This window comes from Candidatus Vicinibacter proximus (genome assembly GCA_016713905.1).
Lineage (GTDB): Bacteria > Bacteroidota > Bacteroidia > Chitinophagales > Saprospiraceae > Vicinibacter > Vicinibacter proximus.
The window spans coordinates 1441908-1460504 of sequence record JADJOE010000001.1 but is presented as its reverse complement, the minus strand read 5'-3'; the positions used below and the strand labels follow the sequence as shown (position 1 = coordinate 1460504).

At 35.9% G+C, this 18597-nt stretch carries 19 protein-coding genes; 7 read left to right on the top strand and 12 right to left on the bottom strand.

Annotated features, from left to right (window positions below; genetic code table 11):
* The first annotated feature begins 62 nt into the window (after positions 1-62).
* Positions 63-647: a 50S ribosomal protein L25 gene (locus IPJ83_05695; GenBank protein MBK7880036.1), complete on the top strand. Its 585-nt coding sequence runs from the start codon at positions 63-65 to the stop codon at positions 645-647.
* A gap of 372 nt (positions 648-1019) precedes the next feature.
* On the opposite strand, the gene IPJ83_05690 is transcribed toward IPJ83_05695, so the two are convergent.
* From IPJ83_05690 to IPJ83_05675, 4 genes are all read right to left on the bottom strand, one after another.
* Entirely contained in the window at positions 1020-1475 is a 456-nt protein-coding gene (locus IPJ83_05690; protein ID MBK7880035.1) for a hypothetical protein, read from the bottom strand.
* Between the two features lie 12 nt (positions 1476-1487).
* Positions 1488-2105 carry a hypothetical protein gene (locus IPJ83_05685; protein ID MBK7880034.1) on the bottom strand — a complete coding sequence of 206 codons (618 nt, stop codon included), beginning with the start codon at positions 2103-2105 and terminating at the stop codon, positions 1488-1490.
* 12 nt (positions 2106-2117) lie between these two features.
* On the bottom strand, positions 2118-2603 hold the full coding sequence (locus IPJ83_05680; GenBank protein MBK7880033.1) for an RNA polymerase sigma factor: 486 nt from the start codon (positions 2601-2603) through the stop codon (positions 2118-2120).
* A 120-nt stretch (positions 2604-2723) separates the two neighbouring features.
* Positions 2724-3659, bottom strand: a complete 936-nt coding sequence (locus IPJ83_05675) for a transporter (protein MBK7880032.1) — start codon at positions 3657-3659, stop codon at positions 2724-2726.
* Positions 3660-3681: 22 nt separating this feature from the next.
* On the opposite strand from IPJ83_05675, the gene IPJ83_05670 reads away from it, so the two are divergent.
* The 3 genes from IPJ83_05670 (at position 3682) to IPJ83_05660 (ending at position 7631) form a co-directional block, all read left to right on the top strand.
* On the top strand, positions 3682-4227 hold the full coding sequence (locus tag IPJ83_05670; GenBank protein ID MBK7880031.1) for a 1-acyl-sn-glycerol-3-phosphate acyltransferase: 546 nt from the start codon (positions 3682-3684) through the stop codon (positions 4225-4227).
* Positions 4228-4343: 116 nt separating this feature from the next.
* Positions 4344-5183, top strand: coding sequence for a T9SS type A sorting domain-containing protein (locus IPJ83_05665; protein MBK7880030.1), 840 nt, complete (start codon positions 4344-4346; stop codon positions 5181-5183).
* Positions 5184-5261: 78 nt separating this feature from the next.
* Positions 5262-7631, top strand: coding sequence for a 3-hydroxyacyl-CoA dehydrogenase/enoyl-CoA hydratase family protein (locus tag IPJ83_05660; protein ID MBK7880029.1), 2370 nt, complete (start codon positions 5262-5264; stop codon positions 7629-7631).
* Between the two features lie 80 nt (positions 7632-7711).
* Here the strand turns inward: IPJ83_05660 and IPJ83_05655 are convergent, their stop codons facing one another.
* The 5 genes from IPJ83_05655 to IPJ83_05635 all read right to left on the bottom strand — a co-directional run bounded on the left by IPJ83_05655 (position 7712) and on the right by IPJ83_05635 (position 10768).
* Complete coding sequence (locus tag IPJ83_05655; GenBank protein ID MBK7880028.1) at positions 7712-8110, bottom strand: biopolymer transporter ExbD; 399 nt, start codon at positions 8108-8110, stop codon at positions 7712-7714.
* A gap of 22 nt (positions 8111-8132) precedes the next feature.
* Positions 8133-8819 (bottom strand): MotA/TolQ/ExbB proton channel family protein, encoded by a 687-nt coding sequence (locus IPJ83_05650; GenBank protein MBK7880027.1) that lies wholly within the window; start codon positions 8817-8819, stop codon positions 8133-8135.
* 212 nt (positions 8820-9031) lie between these two features.
* Entirely contained in the window at positions 9032-9625 is a 594-nt protein-coding gene (locus tag IPJ83_05645) for a TIGR04282 family arsenosugar biosynthesis glycosyltransferase (protein ID MBK7880026.1), read from the bottom strand.
* Positions 9626-9775: 150 nt separating this feature from the next.
* Entirely contained in the window at positions 9776-10432 is a 657-nt protein-coding gene (locus tag IPJ83_05640) for a PspC domain-containing protein (GenBank protein MBK7880025.1), read from the bottom strand.
* 3 nt (positions 10433-10435) lie between these two features.
* Complete coding sequence (locus tag IPJ83_05635; GenBank protein ID MBK7880024.1) at positions 10436-10768, bottom strand: PadR family transcriptional regulator; 333 nt, start codon at positions 10766-10768, stop codon at positions 10436-10438.
* 153 nt (positions 10769-10921) lie between these two features.
* Here IPJ83_05635 and IPJ83_05630 point away from each other — a divergent pair, with 153 nt between their 5' ends.
* Positions 10922-11419, top strand: coding sequence for a hypothetical protein (locus IPJ83_05630; GenBank protein MBK7880023.1), 498 nt, complete (start codon positions 10922-10924; stop codon positions 11417-11419).
* 30 nt (positions 11420-11449) lie between these two features.
* Here the strand turns inward: IPJ83_05630 and IPJ83_05625 are convergent, their stop codons facing one another.
* Genes IPJ83_05625 through IPJ83_05615 form a run of 3 tightly spaced genes read right to left on the bottom strand, consistent with a single transcriptional unit; the run spans position 11450 to position 16218 of the window.
* A complete protein-coding gene (locus IPJ83_05625) occupies positions 11450-14197 on the bottom strand; it encodes an SLBB domain-containing protein (GenBank protein MBK7880022.1) in 2748 nt (915 codons plus the stop codon).
* Positions 14198-14203: 6 nt separating this feature from the next.
* On the bottom strand, positions 14204-15259 hold the full coding sequence (rfbB, locus tag IPJ83_05620) for a dTDP-glucose 4,6-dehydratase (GenBank protein ID MBK7880021.1): 1056 nt from the start codon (positions 15257-15259) through the stop codon (positions 14204-14206).
* A gap of 5 nt (positions 15260-15264) precedes the next feature.
* Positions 15265-16218 carry an SDR family oxidoreductase gene (locus tag IPJ83_05615; GenBank protein MBK7880020.1) on the bottom strand — a complete coding sequence of 318 codons (954 nt, stop codon included), beginning with the start codon at positions 16216-16218 and terminating at the stop codon, positions 15265-15267.
* 227 nt (positions 16219-16445) lie between these two features.
* Here IPJ83_05615 and IPJ83_05610 point away from each other — a divergent pair, with 227 nt between their 5' ends.
* Together IPJ83_05610 and IPJ83_05605 are read left to right on the top strand one after the other, a co-directional pair.
* Entirely contained in the window at positions 16446-17222 is a 777-nt protein-coding gene (locus IPJ83_05610) for a hypothetical protein (GenBank protein ID MBK7880019.1), read from the top strand.
* A complete protein-coding gene (locus IPJ83_05605) occupies positions 17222-18466 on the top strand; it encodes a hypothetical protein (GenBank protein MBK7880018.1) in 1245 nt (414 codons plus the stop codon). The genes IPJ83_05610 and IPJ83_05605 overlap by 1 nt, the downstream gene beginning before the upstream one ends.
* The last annotated feature ends 131 nt before the right edge of the window (positions 18467-18597 follow it).

The following is an 18597-nucleotide window of genomic DNA, read 5'->3' as shown; positions in this document are numbered from 1 at the left end:
CATTTTATTTAGTTTCTTGCTATCTTTGCGCTCCTTTTAAAGAATTTTTAAACTGAAGATTCATGAAATCAGTCGTCATTAACGGTCAAGAAAGAAGTAAAATAGGTAAAGAGGCCGCAAAGTCCTACCGAAAAGAAGGCCTTGTTCCTTGTGTTCTGTACTCAAAGGATGAGAATATCCAGTTCAACGCAACCAATGGAGATCTTAAATCATTGATTTACAATCCGGATTTTAAATACGCAGACATCGTTCTGGGTGGAACAACTCATCGTTGCATTCTTAAAGAAATACAATGGCATCCGGTTACTGATGCTGTGGTACACATAGATTTCTTAAAGTTAGTGCCGGGAACTTCCATCAAGGTTGAGCTTCCACTAAGGCTTAAAGGTGCCGCTGTTGGGGTAAAATCAGGAGGAAAAATGGTTCAGAGGATGAGGATGATCAAAATCAAGACTGTTCCCGAACATTTGGTTTCTGAGCTTTTTGTCGACATCACTACCTTGGATTTAGGTCAGACCATGAGAATCCGAGATATTACCCCGGAAAATGGTATTGAGATTGTCACTCCAGCTGCGACGCCAATTGTATCTATTGAGATTCCAAGAGCGTTAAAAACAGCGGAAACTGCTACCCCTGCTAAAAAATAATTTTTTAAGCTACTCGCTTAATTAAATAGATAAATTAAAAAAATACGGATGCTATTGAGTTTCCGTATTTTTTTTGTTTTAAAAAACTATCGTGTTGAAAATATAGGATACTTAAACTGTAAGCCACAGCTTAAAAACCGGCATATTTACTAATCTTAGACATGTTAATTGGTTAAATGCCCCCTTAAAACAACCAATTACAAATTCAAAAATTACAACAGGTTCATGCAAAATATTCTGTATGGACTCAATTTTAAAATTCCTTAACTACCTGTGAAGTTCCCCTGATCTAGGGCACTTTAGGAATTCCTGTCACCGGTAAATTAAGATGAGTTACGGACGGAAGGCTGTTCAATGAATTCTAAACAGGAATCACCTACCTCCAGATCTATTATTTCTTCGTTCTCTCAGGGTTTTTATTACCTCCATGTTGAACTCTTTTTCCACTTCTTCAAGTCTGCTCAATTTTTTCTCTGGCAATAAAAGTTTGAATCTATTATAATAATCCCTCTTCAGATGAAGCTCCTTCTCCTGAATAGCCAATTGATCATCCACAGAATTTCGATTATCACCCCTTCCCTGCCTCAATTCCCTGGTTTCTTTTCTGATTTCCAATCTTTTTTTGGAATATTCGTTATAAACCGGCCAAAATTTTATGGATTCTTCAGAACTCAAATCCAATTTATTGGTAATGTAAGCAATTCGCTGGGCTTCAAGTTTTTCTCTAAATCTTTCCTTTTTCCCATAATCTTCCGCATTATCTTCTTGAGCAATCATCTTATTGCCAAGAATAAGAAAACCTAATAATATTGTCATTACATTTCTCATAACATTTATTTTTTATTGATAAAATTCAATCATTTCATCCAAATCATTTCCACCTAATTCAATTTGGAGATCCATTTCATACAATTCATCCTCATCCAATAAATTTGCTAAACTTTCTGAATCCATATCTCCAGCATTTTCATAAGCAAATTCCATCAATACCTCTTCATCAATTTTACTGAGATCCAGATTCTTGTCTAATTGGTTATTTTGGTAATTGAGCACCACTAGTGAAACAGCCAAAACAAACATTGCTGCCACTGCGTATAACCAACTACTTCTGAAATATTTTTTTGGGGCTAAGGTCTGGTCATGCTTTATTTGCCCTAAAACCTCGTCTGACAAGTTTTGGAAATACCCCTGAGGTATTTGAAATTTCGAATTATCTTGATGAGGTAAAACATGATCAATCCTTACTTTTTCTAAAATCAGATCCGGAAGCTCTTTAAAATAATCCTTTGGGCAATTTTGAAAATCCTGACTCTTTAAATCAGATTCTAAGTAACCAAACTGGCTTATTTTTTCATTCCGCTCTAAAAATTCCTCAAAATAAAGTTCAGGCACTTTAAAAGAACCTCTTTCTTTTAAAAGGTGCAGGAATTCGGGTTCATATATTATATTATCATCCATTTACTTAACAACTTAGAAGCTATCTTCTTTTGATTTAACAAATTCTTCAATTTTCTTTACTGCATGATGAAAAGATGCCTTCAATGCTCCTTCAGAAGTATTTAATATTTCTGCTATATCTTTATAAGACATCTCTTCATAATACCTCATCTGGAAGACCTGCCTTTGCTTATCAGGTAATGTCAACACGGCCGCTTCCAGTCTAAGACTGATCTCATCTCCATCAAAATAAGGATCGGACTTTAAAGCCAAGATTGCTGGATGCTCGCTTTGATCTTCCAGGTTATCATATTTCCACTTCTTGTTTCTCTCTATGAAACTAAGGGTTTCATTGGTGGCGATCCTGTACAACCAGGTAAACAGGCTGCTTTTTTGTTCAAACTGTCCAATATTTCGGTATACCTTTATAAAGGTATTTTGCAGAACGTCATCTGCATCATCGTGATTCAGTACCATTCTCCTGATATTCCAGTACAACTTTTCCTGGTATTTTTCCATCAAAGCACGAAAACCTCTTTCCAAACTGCCTGAGTTTTTAATTAAATCCAGGATTACTTCATCATCTGCATGTTTCAAAAGAATCGATTTAAAGGTTAGATAATTATTTATTCAAATGGTTTAATCCAAATGTTCAATTTCATTGATTTTATCCAAATGGAGGTAAGTTTTACCATCTTTTAATTCAAACATTGGTTTGAATTTAGCATTAAAAACAAAGTCGGATTTATCATATGAATGTATACTTTTAATAGTCCTTCCAGTGCCTTCATCATACGCGCTTACCAGCAAAATGAATTCAAAATTGAGTCGCAGGAATTCTTCCCTTGAAAAATTCCTTAATTCACTCTCTTCATTTAAAGGATGTACCAATGTCCAGCTTAATGGAAACATGGCTATTTTTTTAATTTCCAATGGGAGTGTTCGCACAACCCGGGCTTTGGATTGCTCCGGAATGTATGCGACGATTAAATTAGCTTCAATATCTAGCAGATCGTACTGATTTTCATTGGCAATTCTTACCTGTATGGATTTTATTTCCTTGTAGGGCGCAAAGAGCAAATTGTTAGAGGAAATAATGTGTTTACCCGGGATGGAAAATTTGGAATAGACCAGACCTGTGATGATGGCAAAAGTTAATAGTCCTGACAATGCTTCTATTCCTGCCAGAAAACTAGCACCAAATCCAGTAGGATGAAGCCCACCATACCCTACTGTAGTAAATGATTGAACTGAAAAGAAATAACACTGTAAAAATAAAGACCAGCTTGGTCCTGGCTCTATTCCATTGATTTGTTCCGGACCAATCAGGAAATAAATACCTGCAAATACAAAATTCACTAAACTGTAAAAAATAAAAATCAACAACAGAAATATTGGCCAGGACAAATTGATCAATTCATGAAACCAGGAATGGGCTTTTTTCCCCACCCGCTCAACATTAAACCTGCCATCTGGCAAAATCATTCGACCAAACTGGGCACTATAAGACTTTCCAAAACCGGAATCTTCGGCTTCTATGAGATTACCATTTTCTTGATTAGCTTTGTTTATCATAACATAATTTAAGCTCAAAGATATGACATGGATTTGCAGGCTGTTGCTCCAATTGATGGGTTGGAAGACCAGCGGTTTTGAACAAATGCATCATCTTAAAAAGTATATTATTATTGTTGCTCCACACACCTCCAACTGGGATTTTCCATTGGGTTTGTTGGTCCGCAAAGCTTGTCGACTGGACAAAGTAAAATATCTTGGTAAATCCAGCTTATTCAGATTTCCCCTTGGAATAATTTTCAGAGCGCTGGGAGGGTATCCTGTGGAAAGAAACCGATCCACTAATTTGGTACAGTCCTATGTCAATATATTCAATGCTCATGATAATTTTGCCATTGTAATGGCCCCCGAAGGAACAAGAAAGAAAGTTGAACACTTCAAAACAGGTTTTTACTTTATCGCCAAAGGAGCTGGTATCCCAATTATTCCCTGCCAATTTGACTTTGGCTCCCACGAAGTTAAATTCCTTCCACCATTTATCCCATCAGAGGATGAGAAAAAGGACATGGACTATTTGGAGTCCTTATTTAAGGGAATTAAGGGAAAAAATAGCGAGTACAATTTTTAACTATTATTCCTTTATACAGTCAAATACACAATTTTAATCTTTTGGCAAATTTAACATTACCTTAAATTGGTTTACATCTAAGAGGATATAATTTTGTCACACTAAACTCTGGGCTTATGAAGTATTTGTACATCGTTTTTATTTTGACTTTTATTGGCCTTATTACCATGTCTAACAAAGGTGGGCGAGCAGGTTCGCAGGGTATTGGCAGCACAGGTGCGCCAAAGGAAAATACGGTTTGCAAAAGTTGTCATAACGGTCCGATTGATGTAAGTCTTAAATTACAAGTTTTCTTCAATGGAGATACTGTTGCAAGCTATAAACCAGGAGAAAAGTATTTGGTTAAAGTTACTGTAAATCATATAGGTGGCAATACTCCCAAGGGCTATGGCTTTCAGATGCTTGTTCTGAATGCCTCTCTGGGCATAGATGGGCCGGATTTAAAAAATTTAAGTCCTGCCACAAAAAATGTCAAAATCAGTACTGCCTTAAACAACAGATTATATGCAGAGCACAATAATCGAAGTGATGTCAACATTTTTGAAATTAACTGGACTGCACCTACAGCGGGCTCAGGCCCTGTGAGTTTTTATGCCGCCGGAAATGGTGTCAATGCAGATAATGATCTTTCAGGAGACGGATCTGCTAAAGTGAACCTGCAACTAAATGAAGAAGTTAGCTCATCCACCAAATATTTAAATGCTGGAAATTCAATTAGCTTTTATCCTAATCCCGCGTATGATTTGGTAAATATCAAAGATGAAACAGGTAAAGTGAGCCAAGTTATTGTCCGGGATCTTCTCGGCAAAAGTCTTAAAAAAATACCGCTCGAATTCGGAAAAAAATGTTTCAATGTTGCTGATTTGGTGGATGGGGTATATCTGTTACAATTTCAAGCCAATGACGGTGAAACATTGAAGACACAAAGATTATTTAAGAAGTCATTAAGACCTTAGCTTTCAGATTAAATAACACTTTTTCCAATATCTATTGATTTCTGTTGTCATTATCGGTAAATTCACGAAATTTACCATATGAATACCAGACGAATAAATAAAGTAGCCGTACTTGGATCAGGATTGATGGGTTCGGCTATTGCAAGTCATTTTGCAGGAGCGGGTTTTCAGGTTCTTCTTCTGGATTTGGCTCATGATTCACCAGACAAAAATAAAATTGTCCGAGAAGCTTTGGATAAATGCATTAAGGCAAAACCCTCCAATATATTTCATAAAAGTTTTTTACAACGGATCACAATAGGTAACTATGATGAAGATTCAAACAAGCTTAAAGATTGTGATTGGATTTTGGAGGCGGTGGTAGAAAAAATTGACATCAAAAAATCTATTTATGAGAGAATTGAACAACACCGTAAAATTGGCAGTCTAATCACTACTAACACTTCTGGTATTCCCATCAATCTTTTAACGCAAGGAAGATCAGAAGATTTTAAAAAGAATTTTTGCGGAACTCACTTCTTCAACCCACCAAGGTATTTAAAATTATTAGAACTTATTCCAACAGTTGAAACTTCTGTTGATGTTATAAGTTTTCTTCAGCACTTTTGTAATCGGTTTCTCGGAAAAAACATTGTGGTTTGCAAAGACACCCCGGCATTTGTAGCCAATAGAATCGGTGTACCTGTAATGGCCAAAATTTTTGAACTTGCCTTTGAGTTAAAATTGAATATTGGCGAAGTAGACAAACTCACAGGTCCGGCCATTGGCAGACCAAAGTCAGGTACTTACAGACTAACTGATTTGGTGGGATTGGATACAGCGATGATGGTTATACAGGGTCTGAAACAAAATTGCCCGGATGATCAAATTATTCAAGGTATCCAGCTTCCTCCGTATTTAAAGTTTCTGTTGGATAATAAATGGTATGGACAAAAGTCAGGTAAGGGATTTTTTGCAAAAACCGATGAGAGAGACGAATCTGGAAAGAATATTATACTTGCCCTTGATCTGCAAACACATGAATATCGTCAGGAGCCAAAAGCCAAACTTGAAAGTATACAAATAGCCAAACAAATCGAGGATTTGCCAAAAAGATTAAGGGCTCTGATTAAATGCAAAGACGCCGGAGGTGATTTGATACGTAAATCTTTGGGTTATTTATTTGCTTATGCATCCCATCGGATTCCTGAGATTTCAGATCAGTTTTTCCCTATTGATCTTGCCATGAAAAGTGGATTTGGCTGGGAGCTAGGGCCTTTTGAAACATGGGATGCAGTTGGTTTCGAAACTGGCCTAGAGTTGATCCGGGAAGTCGGATTAGAAGAACCCGAATGGGTAAAAAATATGCCTACATTTGGTGCTCCTGCATTTTACAAACTAACCCAAGGTCAACTATTGTATTGGGATATTGCCCTAAACCAATATACTGCCTTGCCAGGCCAAACAGAAAATATTCAATTGAGACTACTTGATGAAACTAAAGTAGTTTATAAAAACCCTGAAGTCTATTTATATGATATTGGAGATGGTGTACTCTGCTTAGAGTTCAGGAGTAAATATAATGCGATTGGAGAAGGTATTTTAACTGGCATCCAAGAATCCATAAACCTTGCGGAAACACAAGGCTGGAAAGGAATTGTAATCGGAAACAATGCAACTAATTTTACCGTAGGAGCCAATTTAATGTTGATTGGCATGATGGCTTTTCAACAGGATTATGATCAATTGGATTTGGCTGTACGGTTATTTCAAAATACTTCCATGCGTTGCAGGTATTCTTCCATTCCGGTGGTGACTGCTACTCAGGGATATGTATTCGGAGGTGGAACCGAAATTCTTATGCATTGTGATGCCGCTATTTGTTCGGTAGAGTCTTATATTGGTTTAGTTGAAGTTGGCGTTGGATTATTACCAGGAGGAGGCGGTACAAAAGAATTTGCATTGCGATTATCAGACCAACTCAAAGAAGGGGAAGTTCATATACCGCAATTAATAGAAAAATTTAAAACAATAGCAATGGCTTCTGTTGCTACAAGTGCGTATGAAGCATTTGACTTTGGTTATTTGCTATCTGATCGGGATCAGGTCTGTATCCATGGGAATAATGCGATATACCAAGCTAAATTGAAAGTTCTCCAATTGGCTGAAAATTATATTATGGCATCTCCTAGAAAAGATATTATGGTCCTGGGACGCTCAGGACTTGCTGCTTTATATACCGGCGCAAATAGTCTTAAAAGAGGAAATTACGCTTCTGAACATGATATTAAGATAGCCAAGAAAATCGCATATGTTTTGTGCGGAGGCGATCTTTCTTCACCTCAAAAAGTGAGTGAGCAATATTTATTGGATATAGAAAGGGAAGCTTTTCTTAGCCTTTGTTCAGAACCAAAAACTTTGGAAAGAATTCAGTTCATGCTTGAACACAACAAACCATTGAGAAATTAATTTTTAAACTGCAATCTCATTTGTGAATGAATGAATGACATAAATGAATCATTCATTTATTTTAGGTTTTATTATGGTTTTTATTTTACCCTTTCTGTGGCAAGAACCATCTTAACCTTGAGGTTTACTCCTATCTGCAGTACATTCACCATATCCTGGACCATCAACCCCTGGTCTAATCGCAGGACCACAGTGAGATCTGGTGCTTTTTCAATAAAGGATTTTAATGTGGGTTCCAATTCTTCAAAGGGTACTTCCTTTTTCTCCACATAATATCGAAGATCTTTTGTTACAGAAATGCTGATCGGTTTCTTTGATGTCTGCTCACTTTGCTTGGAAGAAGGAAGCATAAGTTTAATGACATTGGGGTTGGCGAGGGTTGAGACAATAAGAAAAAATAATAGAAGGAAAAACATAATATCGTTAAGTGATTCAACACTCAACTCTGCACCTTCTCGCTTTCTACCCCTGATATTCATATGTTTGTTTTTTAGGATATTCTTATTTTACTGGGGAATGCAACATGTCCATGAATTCAATGCTGCTCCGTTCTAATTTATTAACTTCTTCATCCAGCATCATGGTCAGAAAATAATAACCAACAAATGCTACAATACCTACGAATAGACCTCCAGCAGAGGTGAGCATTTTCTGATATAATCCACCAGATATAATACCAATGGAAAGGTTATCGGTCAATGAAATATCATAAAATATTTTAATTACCCCCATGATGGTTCCGAGAAAACCAAACATCGGAGCCAATCTCGCGATCAAAGAAAGATAATTCACCTTTTTCTCCAATCTAAAAGTTTCTACACGTCCGACATTTTCGATTGCGCTTTCGATTTCTGGCATTGGTCTACCCAAACGCTGAAGGCCCTTTTCAACCATTCTTGCCAAAGGGGTGTCGCTACTGGCACAAATCCCCTGAATTGCAGCAACGTTTCCACTCGTAATATTTGACCTAAGGTTTTGCATTACCCTTTCATCTTCTTTAACCACTGCCTTTATGGTAAGCCATCTTTCTATAAAAATATAAAGAGCAATAATGGACAATAAGACTTGAATGGATATAATGGTGACCCCTAAAGGACCACTGTTCAGAATGATATCAAAAATGCTTTTACTGGCCATAGCATTGGCCACAGCAGTGGAATCAGAAACAGTAGCTTGTAAGAAGAACATATTTTTACTTAAGTTTTAGTATTAACGGTAAATGGAGTATACTTTGGTATATGTAAGCCCAAAAACTATACAAATGTAAAGTTTTTTTAATATTTGAGAAAAAAAAGGATGTTTGATCCGGAAATACCTGGAAGTTTTAGTGAAAGCAGGGTATCAATAAGGAATAAATCGGATATTCAAATTCTGACCACTTGTTAAAGAACTTGGAGAAATTACCTATGATTAAGATAATTTTCCCAATCCAGGTACTCATCTACATCATTAAGTTTAGGTAAGATTGCGTATCCACAATGATTCTGATTAAGTATTTTAATGGTTTGGTTTGTCAGCTGATCCGTACTCCAAGGCATATTATCAAACAAGAACGGTAAAAGAGTAGACATACCCAGTAAATAGTAACCACCGTCTATTGCGGGTCCGATGACCACTTCTTTATTTTCCAATTCTGCAAAGCCGGTCTGAATAAGTTCCGAAGTAATATATGGACAATCGCTCCCTATTATTATGGCGTTGTCATGTTTTTTCAAAATGTCTGTGAATGCATTTTTCATCCTTTCACCTAGGTCATTACCTGACTGGGTTCTTTTATGATAAATTTCATTACTCCAATTATCATTTAATATTGATTCACTGTAAAAAAGATATTTATCTATCTGCAAGGATGAAGTATGTAACCGAGTTATTTCAAGAAGTTGCTCGTAGATTTGAAGAGCCATTTCTGCCCCGTGGGTTAAAGCTATTCTGGTTTTAACCCTTGAAATTACCGGATTTCTGATAAAGACTATTAATGCACTTTTTGTGCTCATTAACCAATGTATCTAATTGTAAAATATGAAGGTAATATATCAAACAAAACTGCCCCCTAATTATTAGGTGGGCAGTCTACTTTTTAATACATAACCACAATATTCATCTTCTGCTGCAGATGGCAGGTGAAGGCCATTTTTCAGTTCTGATCATGACCTCCATTTTTTTTTTCGAAATTTTCTTTTTTCATTCCAATTTTCAAACCTGTCTGTCAGATTATCGATTTCCTCCTCAACTTTACGGGCAATATTTTGCACATTGATAGGTTCCCCTTTCATAGCCAGTCTATCAGAAGGGCTTGATGCTTCAGAAGTTGCAACCCAGAGTATGGCGTAAAGCGGTATGGTAAATCCTCCAGCTAAAACACCAAACCCAAAAGCTAATCGTACCCAAACAACATCCTGAATTCCCAGGTAATGCGCAAGTCCGCTGCAAACTCCTGCTATTTTTGAATCATAAGGATCTCTAAATAGTCGTTTTCCTGTCTTTATTCCCCATTCAGCAGAGGTCTTATCCTGCCCTGAATTAGTCTCAGTATTTGCCCATTCTGCTCCAAAAACTTCAGGGGTTCCCATTATTTCAATGGTCTGCTGTACAATTTCCGGAGAAACAATTGATCTTCCGGAAAGCTTTTCGAGGAAGAGTTCTGCTATTCGAGATTCTATGTCTTGCATTATTTCCTTACATCCCTCAGATTTTTCAAAATGGTTTCTCAGAGATAAAAGGTAGGTGTCCAACTTTTCGTAGGCAATGTCATCAATTGAAAAAGGGTATCCCCCGACGTTGATGTGAAGTATTTTGTTCATGGATTATAATTGGTTTTTTAATGATTGATTGACTCCTGTTACAAACTGATTCCAGTTTTCTATTAATTGGGTAAGGGATTCCTTCCCTAGTTCAGTGATTTTGTAATACTTCCGTGGCGGACCTGAGGTAGATTCCTGCCAGTAGTAATCGAGCATTCCAAAATTTTTTAATCTGGTAAGTATGGGATAAAGTGTCCCTTCCACTACGATCAACTCTCCCCTTTTTAATTGGTTGATGATGTCAGAAGGATAAGCTTCGTTGTTGTTGATAATGGATAGGATACACATCTCCAGAACTCCCTTTTTCATTTGTGCAATTGTATTTTCAAGTTTCATTGAATTGGATTTGATGAAACAAAGATATACCATTATTTAGTACTATGCAAAACAAAGTACTTGTAATTGCATAAAAATTCGACTCAGTGGTGATTTGTATCGACAAACTGGCAAAATTCTTGGTAATAAATAAGATAAAAAGCATCTTTGTGGATGATGGATTCTCAATTCTTAAAATTGCTCGCTTACTTCCCTGAAGCCAATTTACCATTTACTCTTCAGGAAGGTTCTGAACATGATTTTGGTTTGGCCAATGATCAATTGCCTTCTGCATTATTGGAGGAGATGCTTATGCCTAATTTACCATTTGAATTGGACGAATTTACTGAAATTTTGCCTGGTTTTCATTGGAAGACTCCATCAGGTGGTTATATTTTAGTTTTCTGGGTGGCGAGATTAATGAAGTATTCCTTTATCTTATTCAGTTTTGATGAAACGGGTAAATGGGTGGACGATGCTGAAGTAGCAGGATTTTTCACAGAGGGTAATCATTTTATCAGAAGGATGGCTAACATTGATGATCCTCAAACCATTTATATTGTTGAAGGAGTACAATTCTTGGATGGCAAAGATATCAGGCCTCAGGAAACTTCAAAATGGATAATTGAGGTAATGCCAAATGGCCAGTTTATTCAGCTGGATGCAGAATAATGGAATGGCATGCCAAATGGTATGGTATAATTATTTGAGATTCTGAATCAATAATACAATAGAAAGGACTGCAGTAATTTGGGCAAATGTATCGACTACCACTTTACTCCAATCCACTTGCTTTTTATCCATTTTTACTTTTTGGGTCTTTGGGTCTTTTAATCCTACATGAATGATTGACCCTTTATATACTTTGGGCGACTTTTTAAAGAACCAGTAGTTTCTTGTTTTTTCAATTCTACCATTTGCATGCTCGACTGTCACCTTTTTAATATCGCCATTTTCATTTATTCCGGCTGCATAATGATTTAAATAGAATTTAGCCCGACGACCGCTATGAAAAGCAACAGTTATGGAATTATTTGAAGCTAATAATTTATCCGGATACAAGTTTGAGGCATTAGTAGCACCTGATATTCTAACCAAATCCTTCTTTTTGGGTATATAAAGTACATCTTTATCCTTGAGGATTAAATTATACCTAGAGTTAACCGAACTCAATGCATGTTTTAAGTTCAATACAATATAACCTATATCATCCTGCTCTCGGTACAATGTGGCCCCTTCCGGAAATGATTCGAGCCCCAATCCTCCTGCTCTTTGGATTAGATCCGATATTTTTTCATTGGGACTCAACAATGCGTAAAGTCCAGGATATTTAATTTCCCCATCAAGACTTACCAATTGTTGTAATTCAAAATCAGGTTGTTTGCGTACAACGACAATATCAAAAGGTTGTAATTGAAAAGCACCAGAATCTAGAGCTTCTTTAAGATTTTTCTGACTGTTGTATGATTTTACAATGGTTTTGGTAGGTTTGTTATCTAAGATTTCTACCCGAAAAATATCAATATTTGTTGAAAGTGCGGAAAATGAAAAACCATTAGCCAAAGAAATTAAATCATTAACCGTCATTCCTTCAGCAAAATGGTATCTACCAGGTGCATTGATTGCTCCATTGACTTCAACATACGTAGCATTGCTAAAGTCATTCTCAGATAAGATTAATAAACTATCAAATGGCTGTATGGCAATATTTTGGTCTTCATTTAAATCTGCATTCTTATTCCCAAGGTTAATTCTGATTACTTCCAAATCTTTGTCATTGGTTGATTTTTTTCTAAATAAATACGCAAACTTCCACGCATCCGATCTGAGTCCACCAGCTAGAAGAACAAGATCTTTCAATTTCAATTGTTCATTGGCATCTACTGTAAATTTACCAGGCTGACGAGCCGCACCACTCACAGAAATGTAGCTTCGATCGATAAAATCTGATAGTTTGTAAACAACTAATTCATCCTGAGATTTTAATACAATATTGGCAGATTCGGAACCCTTTCTTACCTCAATTAGATTTACCCTGATTAGGTTGGTAGTTTGGTCTGGATTTTTTCGCAAAATAAACGCGTCCTGCAGGTTCGACTTTGAAGTAAATTCAATTTTTTTAATAAGATCTCCTAAGGTCATTCCTGAATAAAAACGATAAGAGGATGGGGCTCTAACTTCCCCTTTGGAATAAACATAATCTTCAACTTCTGAATTGATTTTAAAAACTTTTATAAAATCTCCTCTTTTAAGTTTAAAATCTCCCTTGCCCTTTAGCAACTCCTTATAAGGGATATCTAGAATTATTCTTCTGTCATTTTCAATTCTTTCCAATTGCATTACACCAGTGATTGCTTCCTCCGTCAAACCACCAGCATAAAAAAGTAATTTGTTTAAGTCCTCACCATCTAACAATTCATATCGTGAAGCTCTATTTACGGCTCCTTCAATGGTAACGATTCTTTCCGCAACCGGTACAACAATGAAATCATTATTTTGCATAAAGAAATCTTTTTCCAAGATTGGATTTTGGATAAATTTATATATATCCAGAATTTTCTCCTTTCCAGAACTTACTATCTTAATCTTGCGTACACTTCCAATTTCTGAAACACCACCTGCAGAAATAATTGCATCCAAAGCAGTTTGACTTGCGGCAATTGTAAAAGAACCTGTGTTGGCAACTTCACCTACAATATTGATATTTATGGTTCGTCCTTCATTAAGAGAAAGGTCAAATTGGTTAATATTAAATTGGTAAAATCTTTTAAAAGTATTTAATGTGATTACTTTGGCTTTTTCTAAAGTTACACCTTTAAGAAAAATACGAGGCATTCTTTGAGGATTAATATATCCCTCTTTGTTAATTTCATAAACCTCATTTAACTGACTACTTCCCCATATTGAAATAGTTAGTTTATCTCCTTCGCCAAGCACATAAGTACCTGGAGGTTTTCCATGATTGGTTAAATTGAATTTATGAACATCTTGTTTGTTGAAAATATGATGCCCCCACACAGCTTTTCTTTTGTCGGAAGTATGTTCGCTAATCTTATTTTTCATTGTATCCATTAATGGATCTGCAATTTTTATCGGCACTGTATCATTGAGTGATTTAGTTGAAGCAATTTTTAAACTATTTACTGAATTATCATCAATTGCAGAGGGAACATTTTTTTGAGATTGTTTTTGTTTATTTTCAATTTCAAGTTCTTTAACAACTCCTTCAATTTCATTTTGCAGCAAAGAGAGTTCTTCAAAACTCATTTTAGAAAGCTCATCATAATCGATACCTCGGGAACTTAGTCTTTCTTTCAATTGCTCTTCTGTTACTCCTCTTGATTCAATTTCTTTTAGTGCTTTTATTTGATAAATTTGCTGATTTTGACCTTGCGCATATAAAATACAAGTCATGGCGATAATCATTAAACAAAAGTGTCTGAATTTCATGTTAGATTATTTTGAATAATGTCTTTGGTAATAGTTTTTATATTCTCCTGATGTTATTTCATTGAGCCATTCTCCATTGGCCAAATACCAATTCACTGTATGTTCCAGACCTTCATGAATATTCATGGTTGGAGTCCATTGTAGTTCTTCCTTAAGTTTTGTGGCATCGATTGCATATCTCTTATCGTGTCCTGGCCTGTCTGGGACAAATTGTACTAACGCTTTTGAGGTTCCAATTGGCCTGTTGAGTTTGTTATCTAGAATATCGCATAAAATATAAATCAAATCGATATTTTTCATTTCAGAATTCCCGCCGATGTTATATGTATTCCCGGTTTTACCACAGTGAAAGATTCGATCAATTGCCGAAATGTGGTCTTTCACCCAAAGCCAGTCCCTTACATTTTCCCCTTTTCCATAAACTGGTAGTGGGATATTGTGTATAATATTATTGATCATCAGGGGGATCAGTTTTTCCGGAAATTGATTGGGGCCATAATTGTTGGAGCAATTTGAAATGATCGTTTGCAATCCGTAGGTGTGGTTAAAAGCCCGCACTAAGTGATCCGAAGAAGCTTTGGAGGCAGAGTATGGTGAGCGAGGGTCATAAGGCGTTAATTCCGTAAAATAACCTTGTTCTCCCAAAGAGCCGTATACCTCATCCGTGGAAACATGATAAAATAAATGACTTGAAAAATTGTCGTGCCAATGTTCTTTAGCGGTAATTAATAGATTTGTTGTACCTATAACATTGGTCATTACAAAGGATGCAGGATTTTCAATCGACCTATCCACATGTGATTCTGCAGCCAAATGAATTACATCGGAAATATTCTCCATTTTGAATAATTCTTGTAAAAATGGAAGATCATTGATATCGCCTTTAATAAATTTATAATTATTGGCTTTTGCTATATCTTTTAGATTGGTAAGATTTCCGGCATATGTAAGTGCATCCAGATTAATAATTTTATAATGAGGATATTTGGTTGTCATTAACCTAACTAAATGCGAACCAATAAATCCGGCTCCACCTGTAATCAAAATATTCTTTTTGGTCATATCCATCACATATTCAAAGGAACAATCTTTTTAAAATATTCGTAAGTTAATTGAAGTCCTTCTTTACGGTTGAATTGAGGTTCCCATTTCAACAATTGTTTTGCAAGACTGATGTCGGGTTGCCTTTGTTTTGGATCGTCCACTGGAAGCTCATAGTACGCTATCTTAGCTTTTGGATTATTGACTAAAGCCATAATTTCTTTTGCAAATTCAAGCACAGTTATTTCTTGAGGATTACCTATATTAACCGGCAAGGAATAATTACTTTTCAACAAACGAACGATTCCCTCCACGAGGTCATCCACATAGCAGAATGACCTGGTCTGCGACCCATCTCCAAAAACTGAAAGCTGCTCTCCTCTAATGGCTTGAGAAAAAAATGCAGGGAGCACCCGTCCGTCTTCTTTTCTCATTCTTGGACCATAAGTATTGAAAATTCTAACGATTCGAGTTTCCAAATTATGATACCTGTGATATGCCATAGTTATTGCCTCCTGAAATCGCTTTGCCTCATCATATACTCCTCTTGGTCCAATTGGATTTACATTACCCCAGTAACTTTCACTTTGGGGATGTTCCAATGGGTCCCCGTAAACTTCCGAGGTAGAAGCGATCAATATTCTTGCCTTTTTCTCTTTAGCCAATCCCAATAAATTATGAGTACCCAGTGAACCGACCTTTAAAGTTTGGATTGGCATTTTCAGATAATCAATTGGGGAAGCCGGAGAGGCAAAATGAAGAATATAATCAAGAGGTCCAGGCACAAAAACAAAACGGCTTACATCATGATGATAAAATTCAAACTCTTTTAGTTTAAATAGATGATCAATGTTTGCAAGATTACCGGTGATCAGATTATCCATGCCTATTACTTGATAGCCATCTGCTACAAACCTGTCGCATAAATGAGATCCAATAAATCCTGCAGCTCCAGTAATTAAAACTCTACCTTTATACATATTAAAGGCAAATTTAATATTTAATATGTAATTATTGATAATCAGAATAGAATATATATATAATTAATTATATTAAACTTATATTATAATTATTAATTATTAATTTTCAATATATTTTATATATTTCTTTTTTATATGTAAAATTGTTTAATAAAATGGATTTGGAATCGTTAATGTCTTATACGGTGGGTATAAAATAGTATCTTGCCGGTTTAATAGTCGAGAAAATGATCAGAAATTACCATACTATACTTACCCTCATAATGAGTTCCTTTTTTTATTCTTTCCAAAATGGGCAAAGTCAAGATTTAGCTTTTGACAAAAAAGGAATTTTCATTGACCTAAATCTAGGTGCAGGCTTACCAACCGGACAACTTAAGGAACGATTTGGATTCCATCAAATTATTGGTGGAGGTTTGAGTTATGAGCCCCCACAAGGGAAGAGTATGTCACTAGGCGTAAAATATTCGTTTGGATTTGGAAACACAGTGCATGAAGACGTATTGGGACCATACCGTACCACTGACCTTGGACAGATAATTGGTGAGGATGGATTGTTGAATAATGTACAACTAAAAGAAAGAGCCATGTGGGTTCATGTTTACACTGGTAAAATCTGGACCATGGGGCGACAAGATGTAGCAACCCATGGATTAAGTTGGAAGTTGGGTTTAGGGTTTTTACAACACAGGATTCGAATACAGGATGATGCAAGATCGGCCACGCAATTGAATACCGACTTCCGGAAAGGACTTGATCGTTTAACCAATGGATTTAGCATCCTTGGATTCCTTGGTTATGAATTCAGAAGTCATAGTGGGAGGGTTAACTTTTATACTGGTTTCGAACCTATCCTTGGATTTACAGAGATCAGAAGAAGTTATAATTACGATTTGCAAAATTCCACTTTAGGAATTGGAAGAAAAGATTTAATTCTGAATTTTAAATTTGGATGGTATCTCCCATTTTTTATTAAAGATGATTCTGCTTTAATTGAATATTGATGTGGATTATTTACAGGGTACTAATTTCGAGTTATTTCAGTCTGATCAGAGTAGCTGCCTGGTTCAGGGCAGATGCCAAAAATTGGGTTGACGGACGCAAAAATTTTGATGGTTGGCTTGCTGCCCAAAATCCTGAAAACCATTCACATATATGGATACACTGTTCTTCTTTAGGAGAATTCGAACAAGGTAGGTCATTAATTGATACTTTAAGATTTAAATATCCTGATAAACTCATTTGGCTTAGCTTTTTTTCACCGTCTGGTTACGATGTTAGAAAAAAATACCCCCAGGCAGATGTAGTCAGTTATTTTCCATCAGACAACTTAAATGATGTAAAAAAATTCATTGATAAAATTAATCCATCGCTTGTAATTTTTATCAAATATGATTTCTGGTACCATACCCTTAGTGAGCTTACTAGACGGTCTATTCCATTTGCATTTGTGTCTGTGAGCTTACATCAAAACAGTTACCTAAGGAAATCCTGGGCTGGTGGTTTTCTGGATATTTTACGAAAAGCTTGTTTAATTTCTGTGCAAGATCACAATAGCTTTGAATTTTTAAGGCTAAAACGATTTGATAATGTCTTATTGGCCGGGGATGGACGAATTGATCGTATTATTAATCTTGGAAAAGAAGTTTTCGAAAATGAATACATTGATGAATTTTGTGGAAAGAGTCCAATATTAGTTGTTGGGAGCAGTTGGAAACAGGATCTGGAAATCTTGAAAAGAGCTATACAATTGCCAGGTATTGGTGAATGGAAGATAATAATTGCTCCTCATAATGTGGATGAAAATTACATTTTAGAATGTGAAACCATATTAGAAGATAAAGTCAATTTATACTCAAAGGGAATTGGAGCTTATGACCGGGAATCTAGATTTTTAGTAATTGATTGCATTGGACTTTTAGCAAACTTATATAGTAAAGCAAGCCTTGCGTTTGTTGGTGGGGGGTTTGGAAAGGGAATTCACAATATTCTGGAGCCAATTGCTTTTGGCGTACCCGTTTGTTTTGGCCCTCATCATAAAAAATTTAGGGAGGCTCAAATATTTATGGAAAATAAGTTTGGATTTGAAATCCGAAGACCGGAAGATTTAGTAAACCTGGCTATAAGTTCCAATATCCCCAACTGGCATAATGAAAAAAAACAAGCAATCACAAAATTTCTCGATGACCAAAAAGGTCCAACAGAAAAGATAATCAGTTATCTGGAACAAAATTATTACTTAAAGTAAAACATTTTTTATAAATAAGGAAAACGGAAATACTGCAAAGCGCTGATAATCTTATATTTGTAAAATTATTCCAGCTACACACAACATATATTCAAAGATCTTGAATTCGAAATTATTCCATATCTTTAGCC

What these genes read in the sequence shown, in the direction of transcription:
- IPJ83_05695 (MBK7880036.1), top strand. Translation starts at nt 63, where the DNA reads ATGAAATCAGTCGTCATTAACGGTCAAGAAAGAAGTAAAATAGGTAAA.
- IPJ83_05690 (MBK7880035.1), bottom strand. Translation starts at nt 1,475, where the DNA reads ATGAGAAATGTAATGACAATATTATTAGGTTTTCTTATTCTTGGCAAT.
- IPJ83_05685 (MBK7880034.1), bottom strand. Translation starts at nt 2,105, where the DNA reads ATGGATGATAATATAATATATGAACCCGAATTCCTGCACCTTTTAAAA.
- IPJ83_05680 (MBK7880033.1), bottom strand. Translation starts at nt 2,603, where the DNA reads ATGGAAAAATACCAGGAAAAGTTGTACTGGAATATCAGGAGAATGGTA.
- IPJ83_05675 (MBK7880032.1), bottom strand. Translation starts at nt 3,659, where the DNA reads ATGATAAACAAAGCTAATCAAGAAAATGGTAATCTCATAGAAGCCGAA.
- IPJ83_05670 (MBK7880031.1), top strand. Translation starts at nt 3,682, where the DNA reads ATGACATGGATTTGCAGGCTGTTGCTCCAATTGATGGGTTGGAAGACC.
- IPJ83_05665 (MBK7880030.1), top strand. Translation starts at nt 4,344, where the DNA reads ATGAAGTATTTGTACATCGTTTTTATTTTGACTTTTATTGGCCTTATT.
- IPJ83_05660 (MBK7880029.1), top strand. Translation starts at nt 5,262, where the DNA reads ATGAATACCAGACGAATAAATAAAGTAGCCGTACTTGGATCAGGATTG.
- IPJ83_05655 (MBK7880028.1), bottom strand. Translation starts at nt 8,110, where the DNA reads ATGAATATCAGGGGTAGAAAGCGAGAAGGTGCAGAGTTGAGTGTTGAA.
- IPJ83_05650 (MBK7880027.1), bottom strand. Translation starts at nt 8,819, where the DNA reads ATGTTCTTCTTACAAGCTACTGTTTCTGATTCCACTGCTGTGGCCAAT.
- IPJ83_05645 (MBK7880026.1), bottom strand. Translation starts at nt 9,625, where the DNA reads ATGAGCACAAAAAGTGCATTAATAGTCTTTATCAGAAATCCGGTAATT.
- IPJ83_05640 (MBK7880025.1), bottom strand. Translation starts at nt 10,432, where the DNA reads ATGAACAAAATACTTCACATCAACGTCGGGGGATACCCTTTTTCAATT.
- IPJ83_05635 (MBK7880024.1), bottom strand. Translation starts at nt 10,768, where the DNA reads ATGAAACTTGAAAATACAATTGCACAAATGAAAAAGGGAGTTCTGGAG.
- IPJ83_05630 (MBK7880023.1), top strand. Translation starts at nt 10,922, where the DNA reads ATGATGGATTCTCAATTCTTAAAATTGCTCGCTTACTTCCCTGAAGCC.
- IPJ83_05625 (MBK7880022.1), bottom strand. Translation starts at nt 14,197, where the DNA reads ATGAAATTCAGACACTTTTGTTTAATGATTATCGCCATGACTTGTATT.
- rfbB (MBK7880021.1), bottom strand. Translation starts at nt 15,259, where the DNA reads ATGACCAAAAAGAATATTTTGATTACAGGTGGAGCCGGATTTATTGGT.
- IPJ83_05615 (MBK7880020.1), bottom strand. Translation starts at nt 16,218, where the DNA reads ATGTATAAAGGTAGAGTTTTAATTACTGGAGCTGCAGGATTTATTGGA.
- IPJ83_05610 (MBK7880019.1), top strand. Translation starts at nt 16,446, where the DNA reads ATGATCAGAAATTACCATACTATACTTACCCTCATAATGAGTTCCTTT.
- IPJ83_05605 (MBK7880018.1), top strand. Translation starts at nt 17,222, where the DNA reads ATGTGGATTATTTACAGGGTACTAATTTCGAGTTATTTCAGTCTGATC.